Raw genomic sequence first — 17388 nt, 5'->3', positions numbered from 1 at the left:
CATCAACGAAAGGGAACCATCATGCCGCTCACCCAGATCGACGAGAAGTCCGCACTCGTCGTCATCGACCTGCAGGCCGGCATCGTCGGCCGCTTCGGCGACGCGGCGACCGACGTCGTCGCCAACTCGGCGGTGCTCGCCGCCGAATTCCGCAAGGCGGGCCAGACCGTCGTCCTGGTCAACGTGTCGGCGACCCCGCCGGGACGCAACGACGTGGGCCGCGGGCCGGTCGAGTTCGGCGACGGCGACATCGTCGTCGACTCCGCCCTCGGCGAGAGCGCCGACGACATCCGCGTCACCAAGCGCGCCTGGGGCGCCTTCACGAACACCGGCCTCGACGCGAAGCTGCGTGAGCGCGGCGTCACCCAGGTCGTCATGACCGGCATCTCGACGTCGATCGGTGTCGAATCGACCGCGCGCAGCGCCTTCGAGCTCGGGTACAACGTCGTCGTGGTGACCGATGCGATGGCCGATTCGAGCCCGGCGTCGCACGATCACGCGGTCAGCACGGTGTTCCCGAAACTCGGCGAGGTCACCTCCACCGCGCAGATTCAGGCGAAGCTGACTGGCGCCGCGTAGGTCGTCCCCGGTCCGGCGACCGCGTGGGGTGTCTCGACGGTGGGCGTCAGCTCAGCAGATCCTTCACCATCGGGACCACCTTCTCGCCGTACAGCTCGATCGAGCGCCGCTGAGCGCCGTGCGGGACGGGCTGGTCGAACTTCAGGTCGAAACGGTCGACCTTCAGGGTCCCCAGGGTGCGTGCGATCTTCCGTGCCACCACCTCGGGCGAGCCGAGATACAGTGCGCCGTCGGTGATCTCGTCGTCGAAGTCGGAGGCGGTCGGTGCGGGCCAGCCGCGTTCGACGCTCATGCGGCGACGCATGGCGAACCATCCGTCGTACACCAGCTCGCGCGCCTGCCCGTCGGTGTCGGCGACGAGGCCCGGCGAGTGGATCGCGATCGGCGCCCGCGGGCGGCCGAACTGCTCCTGGGCGCGTTCGAACAGGTCGATGTAGGCGGTGAAGCGTTCCGGCGCGCCGCCGATGATCGCCAGGAACAGCCCGAATCCGTGCTTGGCCGTGCGCACCACCGACTCCGGCGATCCGCCGACACCGACCCACGTCCGCAGGCGCTTCTCGGTCGTCGGGAACACGAGTTGGTCGGTCAAGGCGGCCCGCGTCGATCCGCTCCAGGTCACCGGCTTCTGCTCGAGCAGCTTCGACAGGAGATCGAGCTTCTCTTCGAACAACACCTCGTAGTCGGCGAGATCGTAGCCGAAGAGGCCGAACGACTCGATGAACGAACCGCGTCCGGCGACGATCTCGGCACGACCGTTCGAGACGGCATCGAGTGTCGCGAAGCGTTCATAGACCCGTACCGGATCGTCGGAGGAGAGGACCGTGACGGCCGATCCCAGCCGGATGTGCTCGGTCCGACCCGCGATCGCCGCCAGCACCATCTCCGGGCTCGACACCGCGAAGTCGGGACGATGGTGTTCGCCGACTCCGAAGAAGTCCAGTCCCAGCTGGTCGGCGGCGACGGCGTCGTCGACGAGATCGCGGATCACTTGGGGATGGGGCACGGGCCGACCGTGCCCGTCCGTGGTGACGCCGCCGAACGTGTCCAAACCGAACTCTGTCATGGTCGATCAGAACGCTCGCCGGGCCCAGGTATTCCCGCGCGGCACCGGGTGCCACGCGGACACGCGGATCGGCAGCAACTAACCTGTGAGGCGACAACCGAAATCAGGTCGCCCCTCGTCGGCGGCCCGTGGTGATCAGGAGTGAGAGTGAACCTCATCGGCGTGATCGGTGGCGGCACCATGGGTGCCGGCATCGCAGAAGTGTGTGCCAAGTCCGGCAGCGACGTGCTCGTGCTGGAGACCAAGCGGGAGTTCGCCGATGCGGCGATCGAGCGGATCACCTCATCGATCGGTCGCGGCGTCGTCAAGGGCAAGATCTCGCAGGAGGACGCCGATGCGGCGATCGCCCGGGTGCGCGTCACCCTCGACGTCGCCGAGTTCGCCGACCGCGAGCTCGTCATCGAGGCCGCTCCCGAGGTCGAGGCGATCAAGCACGACATCTTCGCCGAGCTCGACGACGTCGTGAAGCCGGAGGCGATCCTGGCCACCAACACCTCGTCGATCCCGGTCATCAAGATCGCCGCCGCGACCAAGCACCCGGAGCGTGTGGTCGGCGTGCACTTCTTCAATCCGGTGCCGGTGATGCCGCTGGTCGAGATCATCTCCACCCTGCTGACCTCGGCGGAGACCGCCGCCGCCGTCACGAAGTACGCGGGCGAGACACTCGGCAAGACCACGGTGCAGGCGGGCGACCGCTCGGGTTTCATCGTCAACGCCCTGCTCATCCCGTACCTGTGCCAGGCCATCCGCATGTACGACTCGGGTTACGCCACCGCCGAGGACATCGATGCGGCGATGAAGGGCGGCTGCGGTTACCCGATGGGGCCGCTGACCCTGTGCGACACCGTGGGCCTCGACATCTGCCTGGCCGCGGCGGAGTCGCTGTACGCCGAGTTCGCCGAGCCGCACTTCGCGCCGCCCGCGCTTCTGCGTCGCATGGTGGACGCGGGACGGCTGGGTCGTAAGAGCGGCCGCGGCTTCTACGACTACAGCTAGGGCGTGTCTCCCAAGTCTGGGCGCCGTTGCGCGGCATGCTGCTTTCGTGGGAACCACGAGATCGCGTTTTCAGGTGTTCACAGACGATGAGTGGGATCTGATCGAACCATTGCTGCCGTCTAATGCCGGCAAGCAAGCGCGTCCGTTCGCCGACAACAGGCGTGTTGTGGAAGGCATCGCCTATCGGTACCGAGCCGGGATTCCGTGGCGGGATCTGCCGCGTGATCAGTTCGGTCCATGGCAGACGGTGTGGAAGCGACACCGCCGCTACGCGGCCGATGGAACCTGGGACCTGATCCTGGCGCATGTCCTTGCCGACGCTGACGCCGACGGGGACATCGACTGGAGCGTCTCGATCGACGGCACGATCAACCGTGCACACCAGCACGCGACGAACACGACCCGACCCGAGCAGGACACAGGGGGCATCCTCGAATTACAAGAATCTCCCCTTCGAGGAGATTGAACCAGCAGGTCACGGCATCGGCCGATCCCGTGGAGGACTGACCACGAAGATCCATCACGCCGTCGACGGCAACGGTCGGCCGCTGGCCGTGGTGATCACCGGCGGCCAGCGTAACGACGGCGTCATGCTCCCGGCCGTACTGGAAGACATTTACGTTCCCCGCCACGGCCCGGGAAGGCCGCGGACCCGGCCGGACACGGTCATCGCCGACCGCGCCTACGCCTCCGGCGTCACCCGCGGCTATCTGCGGCGGCGCGGAATCTGCGCGGTGATCCCGGAGAAGCAGGACACGATCGCAGCCCGTGGTCGGCGTGGAAGCAAGGGCGGACGACCACCGGCCTTCAATGCCACCGCCTACAAGAACCGCAACGTCGTCGAGCGTTCGTTCGCCTACATCAAACAGTGGCGCGGTCTGGCCACTCGCTACGACAAACTCGCGATCACCTACCGGGCCGGGGCCGTCCTCAGCGCAATCCTGACCTGGCTACGCAGATAAAGGAGACACGCCCTAGCTGTTCGCACTTCGGCACTCGAAACGACCGTAGCGGTCGTTTCGAGTGCCGAAGTCGTTTCAGACCCCGGCCTGGCGCCGTAGGCCGTCGAGGATCAGGTCCAATCCGGCGCGAAACTGGTCGCCGTCGTCGTGGACGGCGAACTCGTCGACGATGTAGTGGATGAACGGATACTCGTCCGGATCGAGTTCGCGCCATTCGTCGGCTGCCCGAGCGATGTACTCTTCGCCGGTCATCGAGCCGTCGATCACTTCGGCGGGGGGCTGCTGACCGAGGTCGGTGGCGGTGCCGATCACGAATCCGAGAACCGCGGACACCCCGTGGAAGCTCTCGCGAGGCCCCATCCCCAGGCGCATCACGTGGCGACCCAACTTCTCGTACACGATCATGCCGTTGGGCTGAGTTCCGGTGTCGCGCATGAGATATCCGCCGAGCCACGGTCGGTCGACGACGGCTTCGAACAGTGCCACGGCCACCGCGCGGATGTCGGCGATCGGGTCGTCGGTGTCGACGAACTCGTCGGTGAAGGCGACGACGTCGCCCAGCACGTGATCGCTGGCACGGTCGAGCAACTCCTCCTTGTTGGCGACGTACCAGTAGATGCTCGCGACGCCGCCGCCCAGCCGCGCGGCCAGCGACCGGAAGGTGAGCGCCTGCTCACCCGCCTCGTCCAGGATCGCTACGGCCTCGCCGATCACCGTGTCCATCGAGTGCGAGGCGCGACGTCGAGTGTGTGTCTTGACTGCCATGTGTTCCTCCTCCTCTCTTGCATCGTATCGAACGCTGTTCTATCGTATGGAACATCGTTCGATACTCGAACGTCGTTCGATGAAAGGAGGTGTCTCATGTCCACCGCTCTTGAGACCCCACAGAGCCGCACCTACACATCCCTGCGTGCGGCGTGGATCCCGATGTTCGCCCTCTGCCTGGCATTCTTCGTCGAGATGGTCGACAACACGCTGCTCACCATCGCCCTGCCGACCATCGGCCGAGACCTCGGCAGCGGCACCACCGCACTCCAGTGGGTGACCAGTGCGTACTCGCTCACCTTCGGCGGGCTGCTGTTGACCGCGGGCTCGATCGCCGACCGATTCGGCAGACGCCGTGTCCTGCAGTTCGGACTCGGGGCGTTCGGCCTGATCAGCCTCGCGGTGCTGCTCGTGCACTCGACGGGGGAGCTGATCGCCCTGCGCGCGGCTCTCGGTGTCGCGGCCGCGGCGATGGCGCCGATCACGAACTCCCTGGTCTTCCGACTGTTCGACGACCAGGCGCTGCGCATGCGCGCGATGACGGTGATGATCGTCGTCGGCATGAGCGGCTTCATTCTCGGACCCGTTCTCGGCGGCACCGCGCTCGCGCACATCGGCTGGGAGTGGCTGCTCCTGGTGAACGCGCCCATCGCGCTGATCGCGTGGATCGGTGTGCGGATCGGCGTCCAGCCCGACCGCGCGGAGGACCTGACGAACGACCGACTCGACCTGCCCGGCGCCGTGCTGAGCATCGCCGCGATCGGCTTCGGCTGCTACACGCTGACCTCCGGTATCGACCACGGCTGGGCGTCGCTGCCGACACTCGGATCACTGGCCGGCGCGATCGTCGCCCTCGCCGCGTTCATCTGGCGTGAGCGGTCCGCGAAGCAGCCGATGCTCGATCTGAAGGTCTTCGCCGACGGGACCGTGCGCGGTGCGGCCATCGCGCAGATCGCGACGTCCATCGCCATGGCCGGCGTCATGTTCGGTCTGATCCTGCACTTCCAGTACGCGTACGGCTGGAGCCCGATGAAGGCCGGTCTGGCCAATCTGCCGCTGGTCCTCACGATGATCCTGGGCACCCCGGTCTCGGAGTTCCTGATGAAGCGGTTCGGCCACCGCATCGCGTGCCTGGTCGGCGCCGTCCTCCTCGGCGGCTCCCTGGCGGGTCTCGCCTGGGGCGTCGACCACGGCTACATCGCGATCGCGATCTTCATGGTGACCCTGACGCTCGGCCTGCGGACCGTCATGACGATCGGTGCGGTCGCGCTCGTCGGGGCGATGCCCGAGAACCGGACGTCGCTGGGCGCCGCGCTCAACGACACCGCCCAGGAGGTCGGCACCAGCGTGGGCACGGCCGTCGTCGGCACGCTCATCGCGGCACTGGTCACCGCGACACTGCCCGCGGGCGTGTGGAGCAGCGACCTCGTGGCCTCGTTCTTCCATGGCGAACGGATCGCTTATGCGGCGCTCGCGGTGGCGGTCGGAGCGATCGCGGCGCTGGGTGCGTTCACTCTCACGGACCCTCGGGAGACCGACGACCACTGAACACCCGCGCGAGCAGGACCTGACATTCCCGGAACGGTCGTCCAGTGGCGCAGCGGGCGGGCGCGCGGACGGGGACGCGCGAGTGCGACCATATGGGCATGACCGCAACGCTCGTCGCGAAGGACGTCTCCGGCGGGTACGCGCACCGCGTCCTGTTCGATCACCTCGATCTCACCGTCGCACCGGGCGACGTGGTCGGCGTCGTCGGAGCGAACGGGTCGGGGAAGTCCACCCTGCTGCGGATTCTCGGCGGCGAGCTCGCGCCCCTGGCCGGCACGGTGTCGGCGACGCCGCCGGACGCGTTCATCGGCTGGCTGCCGCAGGAGCACGAGCGTGTGCCGGGCGAGACGGTCGGGGAGTACGTGGCTCGTCGGACCGGGTGCGCGGCGGCCACCGCGGCGATGGAGTCCGCGGCGGAGTCGCTGGCCGACGGCGACGCCGCCGCGGATCGGTATGCCGCGGCACTGGACCACTGGTTGGCGACCGGTGCCGCCGACCTCGACGATCGGCTGCCCGCGGTGCTCGCCGACCTCGGCTTCGGCGACGTGGCGCCCGAGTCGACGCTCATGACCGGGCTCTCCGGCGGCAGGCCGCACGCGTCGGGTTGGCCGCGCTGCTGTGCTCGCGCTTCGACGTCGTGCTGCTCGACGAGCCGACCAACGACCTCGATCTCGACGGTCTGGAACGACTCGAGGACGTGGTGCGAGGCATGCGCGGTGGGGTCGTGCTGGTCAGTCACGATCGAGAGTTCCTGGCGCGCACCGTGACCCGCGTGCTCGAGCTGGATCTGGCGCAGCACACCAACACCGTCTACGGCGGTGGCTACGAGAGCTATCTCGCCGAGCGAGAGGTGGCCCGACGCCACCGCCGCGAAGAGTACGAGGAGTACGCCGAACGCAAGGCGGACCTGCAGGCGCGGGCGCGGACCCAGCGCGAGTGGTCGAGTCAGGGCGTCCGCAACGCCATGCGCAAGAATCCGGACAACGACAAGGTCCGGCGCCGCGCGGCGTCGGAGTCGAGCGAGAAGCAGGCGCAGAAGGTCCGGCAGATGGAGAGCCGGATCGCTCGGCTGGAGGAGGTCGTCGAACCACGCAAGGAGTGGGTGCTCGAGTTCACGATCGGTGCCGCGCCGCGGTCGAGTTCGGTGGTGGCGACCCTCAACGACGCGGTGCTTCGACAGGGCGAGTTCGTACTCGGTCCGGTATCGTTGCAGGTCGATGCGGGAGATCGGATCGGGATCACCGGACCGAACGGTGCGGGCAAGTCGACGTTGTTGCGGATGCTTCTCGGGCGCGTCGCGCCGGACTCCGGCAGTGCGACGCTGGGTGCGAGCGTGCAGATCGGCGAGATCGATCAGGCTCGCGGACTGTTCACCGGCGAGCAGGCGCTCGCCGAGCGGTTCGAGGGTCTGGTCCCGGAGTTCGCCACCGCCGACGTGCGGACGCTGCTGGCCAAGTTCGGGCTTCGAGCCGATCACGTCGGCCGGGCCGTCGACGATCTCTCGCCCGGTGAGCGGACACGCGCGGCTCTCGCGCTGCTGCAGGCCAAGGGCACCAATGTCCTGGTCCTGGACGAGCCGACGAACCACCTGGATCTCGCGGCGATCGAACAGCTCGAATCGGCGCTCGCCTCCTACGACGGCGCGCTGCTGCTGGTGACCCACGATCGCCGGATGCTGACGAATGTGAACGTCGACCGCCGATGGCGTCTCGACGGCGGTCGAGTGTCGGAGTCGTAGCGCGCTAGAGCATCCGCACCACCATCGGCTGCGCGCCGTCGGTGCGCTCGGGGACGATGTGGACGACCGTCCCGGACTCCTTGGCCTCGATCATCGTGCCGTCGCCGAGGGTCATCGCGACGTGCTGGGAACCGCCCGGACCCCAGAAGATCATGTCGCCGCGCTTGCGCTCGGCGAGCGGGATCTGCGGGCCCGCCGTGTACTGGTAGCCCGAGTACTTCGGAATGTCGAGACCGACGCCGGCGAACCCGTACTGCATGAGGCCGGAGCAGTCGAAGCCGACCTTCTGGAAGTCGCCGTAGCTGTCGGCCACGCCACCGTCGCGTACGCCGAGGGTGGGACCGTTCGCGTCGCCGCCGCCCCACGCGTAGGGGACTCCCAACTGCGACTTCATGCGATTGACGACCACTTCGATCGCCTGGGGTCCGCGCAGACCCGGGCGGATCGCGTCGCCGTCGCCGCCGAACAGCGACCCGAGTGAGCCGTTGCCGATCCGGGTGAAGACGCTGTCGTCGCCCTGTTCGAACGGGTTGGCGCCGCCGATGCCGAGTTCGTCGAGCAACTGCGAGTGCGGAATCTGCTGCTGGCCGATGAGGCTCGCCAGGAGCGCCTGGCCGCTGTCGGCGGCGAGCTTCGCCGCGGCCTCGGCCGCCTGTGCGAGGGCGTCGTCGCCGTCGACGGGTCTGGTCGGTATCGCGTCGACGGCGTCGCCGAGACCGTCGGTCACCGCATCGGGGAGACGGGGCGCCCCGGGCTTCGGCTGAGCCCGCGCGGTCGGCGCCGGCCGTCCGCGCAGCTTCGCCAACCGCACGGCGAGATCGTCGCGCTGCTTCACCAGATCGGTGCGCCTGCTCTGCTGGGTGCGCATCGCCTCCTGCGCGGCCTGATACGCCGAGACGGCGTCGTCGCGTCGGTCGGCCGCATCGGTCGCGGTGGCCGAGGCCTGCCGCTGGGCGACCTCGGTGGCGGCGACCCGGTTGGCCTGTCGGTTACGGGCCACCTGGAGCCTGCGCACCGCGCGCTGCTGCTGCGCCGTCACGCGGTCGACGGCCGACAGCTTCTCGAGGACCGTGGACGGATCGTCGGAGGCGACGTACTCGGTCATCGCGCCGCGGTTGTCCCCCTGCCGGAACACCGTCCGCACGAAGTCGTCGAACTCGCGTTGTGCCCGCTCGACCTCGGCGCCGACCGCGGTCAACGACTTCTTGGCGCCGGCGTTCGCCGACACCGCGAGCTGCCGGGCCGCCATCGCGTTCTGAAAGTCGACGAGGGCCTTGTTGACGTGCTCCTGCTTCGCGGCGACGGCGTCGGACAGGTCGGTGAGAGTCTGATCGACGTCGGCGATCCGATTGATCAGCGAGGCGATCGGATTCGATTTCGTGGGTTCGGCGACCGCCGGACCGGCGGTGAGCAGACCTGCGGACATGACTGCGCCCGCAGCGATCCCTCGTGTGGTCCATCGCGCCCTGGAACGTACCCGCATTCAGATGCACTCCTTCAACAATCGTCCCCCTAGTATCATGAGTGTCTTCTGCACCGTACGTCACAGCAGATTGTCGGGGAACCGCACGACGCGAATAACAGGGTTGTCGTTCAGGAACGACCGACTCGTCAGGCCTCGCCGGGATGAATGCGCCGCACGCGACGCAGGGTGTTCTGGTCGGTGTGGTGCATGGTGACGCCGGCCTGCTCGAGGCGCAGAACCAGGTCGGAGGTGTAACTGAAGGTCTGGTCGTCGAGGATCGTGAACGAACTCGTGAAGCCCTGGATCTCGGCCCGCTGCATCAGATACCTGTTCTGCAGGACGCCGTACGACGGGTCGGCGGGATCGGCGTCGAAGTTCATGACCGTGTCGTGCGGTCCGGCGTCGCCGCCCGCCTGGATCGCGATACCGCGACCGAAGACGACGGTGCGCATGACCTGACCGTTCGCCTTGTCCCACAAGAGGAAGCCGAACTCGTCGTGGAACGGGTCCATCGCCTCCTCGCCGTGTCGCCACGCGGTCATCGAGTACTTGAGTCCCCACAGCTTCTGTCGCCCGTTCTCCTGACCGGGGATCGGCGTGAACGACGCCTTCTCGAAGTACGAGGTGTGGCCGGTCTCGTCATCGTCGTTGTGATACGAGAGGTCGACGCCGACATCGCCCTCCCAGTGTCCGACGAGCGGTGTGAGGGGACCGAGCTTCCGGGGTCCCTGTATCTCTGCGAGGTCTGGCGTGCTCATGGCGTCTCCGATCATCGGGCTGAATGAGGCGGTTGCATCACCGCGGCAGTGCCTCGACCCGTTGAAACCGGACAAGGTATTGCCTAACGCAAGTCTTGTATAACGCAATACATCAATCAGGCGAAACGGCTGCCGGTTCCACTCCTCGGTGCGTCCGGTCTCAGATCGGGACGTGTCGACGACGATCGTCGTCGACTGCTTCTCGGTCCAGGGCGCCGTGCAGACCGCGCAGCGCGGCCGTGCACGCGGCCCGCTCGGCCGGAGTCAGCACGCCGAGCGCCGCCCGCAGTTCCCGGCGGCGGAAGTCGGTGACGGCCCGCACCACGTCGCGTCCGGCGTCGGTCAATGTCAGCACGACGATGCTGCGGTTGGCCGGATCGGCGCCTCGCACCAGGTGACCGGACGCGTCGAGTCGGTCTGCGAGTCTGGTGATCGACGAACCCACCACGCCGAGCGCGCGGGCGCACCTGACCGAACTCGACGGTCCCAGCTCGTCGAGGACGAGTAGCAGGCGGAACTGGGGGAGGGACATCTCGACCTGATCGACGCTGCGCAGTGCCAGGCCGACGAGATCGCGGGTCGCGGTCTCGAATGCGACGAGCTCGTCGAGGGTCGCTTCGGCGTCGTCGTCGGTCATTCCCCGATCATTCCACGATCGGCGATCGGGTCGCCGCCGTCGACGCGCCGACCGAACCTGTGAGCATTCCCAGGTTCGGTACGTAGACTGCCGCGGAGGTGGAAGTCAGGGGGTGACTCCCGGAGGTGTCAACAGTGGGACAACCCGTCGAACAGGCGGAACGGGTCAGAACAGACGAACGACCCGAAGTGCTACAACAGTCCCAATCTCCACCCCGAAAACGTGCAACCCGGGCACTCACCGCCGACTTCGTTCGCGTGGTCCTCTTCACCGGGGTCGTCGTCGCACACAGCATCAACCTGCTCGAGACCGGCCCGGACGTGTACCGATCGGTGCAGCTCGTCGGCACACTCCTGCACGTGACCCGGTACGGCTTCGTCGCCGTGACGCTGTTCGTCCTCGTCTTGAGCATGCGCGGCAAGACGATGAACCCGGTCCAGTTCTGGCGACGGCGATTCGGTCTCATCGTCGGCCCGTATCTGGTGTGGACGGTGATCTACACGGTCACCGACCATCTGGTCATCGCCGGCGAACGGTTTCCCTCGCCCGGCGAGTTCTTCCGGGAACTCGGCATGTCGACGATCGCCGGGACCGGGAAGTATCAGCTGTACTTCCTGCTCATCTCGATGCAGATCTATCTGCTCTTCCCGGTGATCTCATGGATCATCGATCGGACGGCGCATCATCCGTGGCTGGTGTTGACCGTGGCCGCCGCGGTCCAGATCCTCGTGTTCGTCACATACCAGTGGCTGCCTCGGCCGCACGGGCAGGTCTGGAACCAGGTGTACGAGCACGCGTGGAAGGCGTTGCCGATGTACACGCTGTTCGTGGCGATCGGCGCGCTGACCGCGGTGCACCTGGATCGGGTCCAGGCGTGGCTGAGGGCGCACCTGGTTCCCGTGCTGATCGCCTGCGCTGCGGGGACGGCGATCAGCGTGAGCGTGTACCTGGCGATGACCGGCCCCGGCGACGTCCCCTGGCAGGCCACCACTCCGTGGGACCCGCCGCTGCTGCTGTGGCTGGTCAGCGGCGTGGTCATGCTCTGGCTGCTCGCGATGGGCTGGGACGCCCTGAGACGGTCCGGGCGGAGAGTGGGCGCCGCTGCGGTCTCGTACGCCACTATCCGCGCGTTCGGCGTGTTCGCCGTGCACCCGCTCGTCCTCGACGTCCTGATCCGCGTGGGCTTCTTCGACGCGCTGCACTCGTGGTTCCCGCAGTCGGCGGGGGTGCGCTCGGTGATCCTCGTGGTCGTCGTGCTCGCGGTCTCACTTCTCATCGTCGATCTGCTGCTTCGCACCCCGGTCAGCCGGTGGTTCGTCGCCCGGGACCGGGTGCCGCTGACGAAGAACGGGTCCGTGAGCTGAGCGCGGCGCGGCGGTGGCACAGTGGAGTCCATGATCGTCGCCTTCTCCGTCGCACCGTCGGGCCCGCCCTCCGATCCGAGCATCGCACCGTCGGGCGGTGATCCGGCGAGTGTCCACGAGGCCGTCGCCGAAGCGGTGAGGATCGTTCGCGAATCGGGTCTGCCGAACCGTACGAGCTCGATGTTCACCGAGATCGAGGGCGAGTGGGACGAGGTGATGGACGTGGTGAAACGGGCCACCGCCGCGGTCGGTCGCTACGGATCGCGGGTATCGCTCGTACTCAAGGCCGACATCCGCCCCGGGCACACCGGAGAGATCGACGGCAAGCTCGAGCGCGTCGAGTCGGTGCTGAGCCGTCCGACGAACTGAGCGGCGTGTCATGCGCGCCGGTACACCTGGCGCGGTCGCCCGGTTCCGCCGTACCGCAGGCTCATCGTGAGTGCGCCGGCGGCCACGAGAGCGGCCAGATGACGGCGTGCGGTCGGCGCGGCGATCCCGATCCGTTGTGACACGTCGTCGGCGAACAGTTCGACGCCGTCGTCGAAGAGCGCGAGAATCCGTTCCTCGGTCGGCGAGACCGGTGCCCGCCTGTCCGGTCCGCGGCCGCCGAACCGGACGGCGGCCAGAGCGTCGTCGACCTGCTTCTGGTCGACCGCTCCGCCGTCGAGGAGCCGACGGTACCGAGCGTATCCGGCGAGCCGCCGGGCGAGCTCGGTGTCGTCGAACGGCTTGATGAGGTAGGTCAGCGCACCCGATCGGGTCGCGCGACGAACGGCGTCCGCACTCGACTCGGCACCGACGACGAAGCAGTCGCACGGCAGTTCCGCGACGAGGTCCACCCCGGAGCCGTCGGGCAGGTACACATCGAGCAGCGCGAGATCGACCGGGACCCCGTCGGCGAACACCGCGCGGGCCGCGGCGACGGTGCCGGCCCGGGCGGCGACGCGGAAGCCGGGGAGGGCGTCGACGATCGCCGCGTGCAGGCGGGCGACGCGGAAGTCGTCGTCGAGGATCAGTACGCCGATGTCGTTCGGGTCAGTCATCGTGAGGTCCTTCGGTCATCGCATCGGGCAGATCGGCGACGAAGACGGTCCGCGCCGACGCGCTCGGGCCGCCGGGATCGGCGACGCGGAGGTCGCCGCCGTGTCGTCGGCAGATCTGCCGACACAACGACAGTCCCATGCCTCGGCCGCCGGGGACCGCCGTGTGATCTTTGGACGAGCGGCCTTCGTCGAAGACCTCGCCGGGATCGTCGAAGACGATGCCCGGGCCGTCGTCGGCCACGGTGATCCACAGTGCACGGCGGTCGGTGAGGAGTTCCACGTCGACGCCGCCACCCGGGCCCGCGGCCTCGACCGCGTTGTCGAGGAGGTTGCCGAGCACGGTGGTGGCGGCGACCGGTTCGGCGAGCGCGCCCGCCACCCAGGTCTGCGGGCCGAGGGTGACGGTCACTCCGCGCTCGCGCGCCAGCACGGCCTTCGCGTCGAGGAACGCGTGCAGGTGCGGTTCGGCGACGTTCGCCAACCCGTCGATCCCGGAGCGTCCGCCGGATCCGGTGATCTCGTCCAGATAGTCGACGGCCTCGTCGACGTCGCCGTGGCGCAGGAGGCCGCCGAGCACGTGGAAGCGATTCGCCGTCTCGTGTCGTTGTGCTCGCAGCGCTTCGCTCAACGAGCGCACGGTGTCGAGTTCGGCGGTCAGATTCTCGATGTCGGTTCGGTCGACGACTGACAGGACCATGCCGAGGTCGCGACCGTCGGCGTCGACGCGGTGTGTACTCGCCATCACCACCCGATCGCCGACGGTCGCCGCGATGGGAACCTCATGCGGTCGGTCGAGTGTGCGACGGATGCGCGGGGTCAGGCCCAGATCGTCGACGGACGTCCCCGTCGTCGCGTCCACATCGAGGAGACGGCGCGCGCGGTCGTTGACCATGCGGAGCCGACCGGCGGCGTCGATCGCGAGCACGCCGTCGGCGAGCGAATGCAGCACGGCGCGCTGCTCGCCGACCAGGTCGACGAGCTCGTCGGGTTCCAGACCCAGGGTGAGGCGACGCCACCGCCGGGCGAGCAGCGCCGACCCCATGACGCCGACGGCCAGTGCCGCGGCGGCCAGCCCGACGGTGACGACGATGTCGTGGCGGGTCGCGTCGGAGACCCGCTGCGTGGAGATGCCGGTGCTGACGAAGCCGACGACGTCGCCCGCGTCGTCGGTGACCGGCGCCTTGCCGCGCACCGACTCGCCGAGCGTGCCCCGGTCGGTCTCCATCACATCCTGCCCGGCCAACACCGCGCCGGGGTCGGTGGACACGGGCCTGCCGATCTCGGCGGGATCGGGATGGGCCACTCGGACACCGTCGGCGTTGGCGATCACCACGAACAGCACACCCGTGCGCCGGGTGATGTCGAGCGCCTCGCGTTGCAGGACGCCGGAGGCGAGTGCGGCCGGGTCGAGGTCGCGTCCCTGCTCGGCGAGCAGCAGCCGCCGCACGTCGGGGTCGCCGGCCACTGCCCGGGCGACGGCGAGTGCCCGCTCCGCGTGCTCGACCCGCATGTCGTCGTCGACCTTGGCGATGTGCCAGCCGAAACCGACGACGAGACAGACGACGATCACCGCGATCTGCAGAAGCAGCACCTGCGCGACCAACGGCACCCGCCCCGGTCGTCGGACCGGGGCGGTGCCGTCGGGGGAATCCGCCATGGGAGTCAGCGTAGGACCTGGGATCGGCTCAGAGCGGGATCGCGCCGACGAGTCCGCCGACCACGAGCATGATGACCGAGACGATCGCGGCCCGCCACAGCACCTTCTTGTGATGGTCGGCCAGGGGCACCGCGGCCAGCGCCACCAGCAGAAGGATGGCCGGGACCAGCGGGCTCTGCATGTGCACGGGCTGTCCGGTGATCGACGCGCGCGCCATCTCGGCGGGATCGATGCCGTACTTCGACGCGGTCTCGGTCAGCACCGGCATCACGCCGAAGTAGAACGCGTCGTTGCTCATCAGGAACGTCAACGGAATCGACAGCACGCCCGCGACGATCGCCATGTGCGGACCCATCCAGTCGGGGATCGCGCCGGTCATCCAGTGGGCGAGCGCGTCGACCATGCCGGTCCCGGCGAACACTCCGGTCAGCACCGCGGCCGCAAGCACCATCGCCACGACGGACACGATCGACGAGGAGTGCGAGACGATCGCCGCCTGCTGATCCTTGATCCGCGGGAAGTTGATCACCAGGGCCAGACCCGCGGCGATCATGAACAGCACCGGAATCGCGACGACGTCGGCGCCGAGGACGGCGAGCAGGGCGACGGTGAGCGCGGCGTTGACCCACAGCAGACCGGGGCGCAGGGTGGGTCGGTGCGGATCGAGGACTCCGCCGAACGAGCCGTCGTCGCTCGACCCCGAACCGGCGGACGACCCCGGTCGGTCGGCGGGCGGCAGGTCGCCGCCGCCGGCCGACACCGATGCCGTCGCGGTCGCCAGGACCGACGGGCGGATCTCGATGCGGCCGATGCGGCGTCGCTCCATGACGCCGAGGTGATAGGCGAATGCCAGCACGACGACCATGCCCGCGACCAGCGACGGGATCATCGGGACGAACACGTCTGAGGCGTCGATCTTCAACGCGGCGGCCGCACGCGCCGTGGGACCACCCCACGGCAGGATGTTCATCGTGCCGTTCGCCAGGCCGGCGACCACTGTGAGCACCACCGGGCTCACCCCGAGTTTCAGGTAGAGCGGCAGCAGAGCCGAGGTGACGATGATGAAGGTCGTCGACCCGTCGCCGTCCAGGGAGACGACGGCGGCGAGGACACCGGTGCCGACCACCAGCCTGGCCGGGTCGTCGCGGACCAGCCGGACCACGCCGCGCACGATCGGATCGAACAGGCCGACGTCGATCATGATGCCGAAGAAGATGATCGCGAAGAACAGCATCGCGGCCGTCGGCGCGAGGTCGGTGATCCCGTCGGTGATCATGTCGCTGATGCCGAGCCCGGCCCCGGCGAACAGTCCGAAGATCGTCGGGACCAAGATCAACGCCACGACCGGCGTCGCGCGTTTGGTCATGATCAGGAACATGAACACGGCCACCATGGCCAGTCCCAGAGCCACCAGCATCGTCGTCTCGTTTCACTCCTGTCGGCCACCGGGTGTGGCGCGACGCCTGAGAAGAGTCTGGGAGCGGTGTGCGTCACAGTCACGCTTGTGCGCGTAAGGCTCGTTTCGAACGTTTCGCGCGGCGTCCGGAACGATCCGGACAGAAGGTGCGGTCCGGACGAGCGCACTGATAGCATTCGGCACGACGTCACGGTGAACGGGAAGACCGGTGAAAGACCGGCGCGGTACTCGCCACTGTGAGCAGGTCCGGCACGAGCCGCGAAGCTGACGACTTCGGCCACTGAGGACGACTCCTCGGGAAGGCGCTCGTGCGGGCAGCCCTGCGAAGCCAGGAGACCGGCCGTGACCGACACCGATATTCCACGAGTCATGGAAGGCGGGGCATCAAGAATGCACACCCGTTTCACCGTCGGCACCGGTCTGGTCGCCGCGACACTACTTCTCGCCGGGTGCTCGAGCACCAACGGCACCGACGACGCCGACAGAGGATCGGGTGAGATCGTCGTTCACAACTGCGGGCGCGACGTGACTCTGCCGCACGCCGCGGACGCCGCCATCACCGTCAACCAGGGCGCCACCGAATCCGCACTGGCGATCGGAGCCGGTGGTCAGCTGATCGGCACCGCCTACCTCGACGACGAGATCGCACCGCAGTGGGCCGACGCCTACAAGAAGATCCCCGTCCTCGCGCCGGAGTACCCGGATCGGGAGAAGGTGATCGAGGCGAAACCAGATCTCGTCGCGGCGTCGTACGCTTCGGCGTTCGACGACAAGGCGCTCGGCAGCCGCGACGAGCTCGCGGGCCTGGGAATCGAGACCTACGTATCGCCGTTCGGCTGCGCCGACAAGAGCGATCGCCCCGACCCGTCCTGGGACGCAATCGCCGGTGAGACGTCCGACTACGGCAAACTGTTCGGCCGTGAGGACGCCGCGGACACGGTCAACGACCAGATGCGGGCGACCCTCGACACGGTGACGACCGCGAAGGCCGGCGCGGACAAGAAGATCTTCTGGTACGACAGCGCCACCGACACTCCGTTCGTCGGGGCGGGCGACGGCGGTCCGCAGCTGATCATCGACGCGGTCGGCGGCACCAACGTGTTCGACCGACTCGAGGGCGGCTGGGCGGACGGCAACTGGGAGGACGTGGTCCGGGCCGATCCGGATGTGATCGTCCTCGCCGATGCGGGCTGGGACACCGCGGCCGCCAAGCGGACCTATCTGGAGAGCGATCCGGTGCTGAAGAATCTGAGAGCGGTGCGCGACGGCGCCTTCGTCGTCCTGCCGTTCTCCGAATCGACCCCGGGCGCTCGCCTGATCGACGGCGCGAAATCGGTCTCCGACCAACTGGCGAAGCTCTGACCTCCGTAACCGGACACGGAGCACCCGCCGCGGC

14 protein-coding genes, 2 pseudogenes and 1 riboswitch are annotated in these 17388 nt (G+C 68.2%); of the genes and pseudogenes, 8 read left to right on the top strand and 8 right to left on the bottom strand.

Annotated elements, in window-relative coordinates; translation table 11 throughout:
* Nucleotides 1-21 precede the first annotated feature (21 nt).
* Nucleotides 22-579: an isochorismatase family protein gene (locus tag BKA16_RS20115; protein WP_183372347.1), complete on the top strand. Its 558-nt coding sequence runs from the start codon at nt 22-24 to the stop codon at nt 577-579.
* 46 nt (nt 580-625) lie between these two features.
* Here the strand turns inward: BKA16_RS20115 and BKA16_RS20110 are convergent, their stop codons facing one another.
* Entirely contained in the window at nt 626-1642 is a 1017-nt protein-coding gene (locus tag BKA16_RS20110) for an LLM class flavin-dependent oxidoreductase (RefSeq protein ID WP_183372346.1), read from the bottom strand.
* Between the two features lie 147 nt (nt 1643-1789).
* Between BKA16_RS20110 and BKA16_RS20105 the strand changes: the two genes are divergently transcribed.
* Both BKA16_RS20105 and BKA16_RS20100 read left to right on the top strand, forming a co-directional pair.
* The gene (locus tag BKA16_RS20105) at nt 1790-2638 is read left to right on the top strand and encodes a 3-hydroxybutyryl-CoA dehydrogenase (RefSeq protein ID WP_183372345.1); all 849 of its coding nucleotides are present in this window, start codon (nt 1790-1792) and stop codon (nt 2636-2638) included.
* 46 nt (nt 2639-2684) lie between these two features.
* Nucleotides 2685-3600: pseudogene (locus tag BKA16_RS20100) on the top strand (IS5 family transposase).
* A 75-nt stretch (nt 3601-3675) separates the two neighbouring features.
* Here the strand turns inward: BKA16_RS20100 and BKA16_RS20095 are convergent.
* On the bottom strand, nt 3676-4365 hold the full coding sequence (locus tag BKA16_RS20095; protein WP_183372344.1) for a TetR/AcrR family transcriptional regulator: 690 nt from the start codon (nt 4363-4365) through the stop codon (nt 3676-3678).
* A 96-nt stretch (nt 4366-4461) separates the two neighbouring features.
* Between BKA16_RS20095 and BKA16_RS20090 the strand changes: the two genes are divergently transcribed.
* Nucleotides 4462-5913, top strand: a complete 1452-nt coding sequence (locus BKA16_RS20090; RefSeq protein ID WP_183372343.1) for an MFS transporter — start codon at nt 4462-4464, stop codon at nt 5911-5913.
* A gap of 98 nt (nt 5914-6011) precedes the next feature.
* Nucleotides 6012-7651, top strand: a pseudogene (locus tag BKA16_RS20085) (ABC-F family ATP-binding cassette domain-containing protein).
* A gap of 4 nt (nt 7652-7655) precedes the next feature.
* Here the strand turns inward: BKA16_RS20085 and BKA16_RS20080 are convergent.
* The 3 genes from BKA16_RS20080 to BKA16_RS20070 form a co-directional block, all read right to left on the bottom strand.
* Nucleotides 7656-9077, bottom strand: a complete 1422-nt coding sequence (locus BKA16_RS20080; RefSeq protein WP_246371834.1) for an NlpC/P60 family protein — start codon at nt 9075-9077, stop codon at nt 7656-7658.
* A gap of 185 nt (nt 9078-9262) precedes the next feature.
* Entirely contained in the window at nt 9263-9874 is a 612-nt protein-coding gene (locus BKA16_RS20075; RefSeq protein ID WP_183372341.1) for a heme-binding beta-barrel domain-containing protein, read from the bottom strand.
* 160 nt (nt 9875-10034) lie between these two features.
* Entirely contained in the window at nt 10035-10511 is a 477-nt protein-coding gene (locus BKA16_RS20070; protein WP_183372340.1) for a MarR family winged helix-turn-helix transcriptional regulator, read from the bottom strand.
* A 257-nt stretch (nt 10512-10768) separates the two neighbouring features.
* Here BKA16_RS20070 and BKA16_RS20065 point away from each other — a divergent pair, with 257 nt between their 5' ends.
* Nucleotides 10769-11875 (top strand): acyltransferase family protein, encoded by a 1107-nt coding sequence (locus BKA16_RS20065; protein ID WP_343067541.1) that lies wholly within the window; start codon nt 10769-10771, stop codon nt 11873-11875.
* Nucleotides 11876-11905: 30 nt separating this feature from the next.
* Entirely contained in the window at nt 11906-12244 is a 339-nt protein-coding gene (locus BKA16_RS20060; protein WP_183372338.1) for a thiamine-binding protein, read from the top strand.
* An 8-nt stretch (nt 12245-12252) separates the two neighbouring features.
* On the opposite strand, the gene BKA16_RS20055 is transcribed toward BKA16_RS20060, so the two are convergent.
* From BKA16_RS20055 to BKA16_RS20045, 3 genes are read right to left on the bottom strand one after another with little or no spacing between them, the layout of a single operon-like run.
* Nucleotides 12253-12918: a response regulator gene (locus tag BKA16_RS20055; RefSeq protein WP_183372337.1), complete on the bottom strand. Its 666-nt coding sequence runs from the start codon at nt 12916-12918 to the stop codon at nt 12253-12255.
* On the bottom strand, nt 12911-14575 hold the full coding sequence (locus BKA16_RS20050; protein ID WP_221246928.1) for a sensor histidine kinase: 1665 nt from the start codon (nt 14573-14575) through the stop codon (nt 12911-12913). The genes BKA16_RS20055 and BKA16_RS20050 overlap by 8 nt, the downstream gene beginning before the upstream one ends.
* Nucleotides 14576-14603: 28 nt before the next feature.
* Entirely contained in the window at nt 14604-15992 is a 1389-nt protein-coding gene (locus tag BKA16_RS20045) for a CitMHS family transporter (protein WP_183372336.1), read from the bottom strand.
* 173 nt (nt 15993-16165) lie between these two features.
* Nucleotides 16166-16351: riboswitch (cobalamin riboswitch) on the top strand.
* Between BKA16_RS20045 and BKA16_RS20040 the strand changes: the two genes are divergently transcribed.
* On the top strand, nt 16335-17354 hold the full coding sequence (locus BKA16_RS20040) for an ABC transporter substrate-binding protein (protein ID WP_343067540.1): 1020 nt from the start codon (nt 16335-16337) through the stop codon (nt 17352-17354). (Overlaps the previous riboswitch by 17 nt.)
* Nucleotides 17355-17388 lie beyond the last annotated feature (34 nt).

It is taken from the genome of Gordonia humi (genome assembly GCF_014197435.1).
Taxonomy (GTDB): Bacteria; Actinomycetota; Actinomycetes; order Mycobacteriales; family Mycobacteriaceae; genus Gordonia; species Gordonia humi.
Note: the sequence above shows the minus strand (reverse complement) of the source record. Positions and strands in the feature narration are given on the sequence as shown.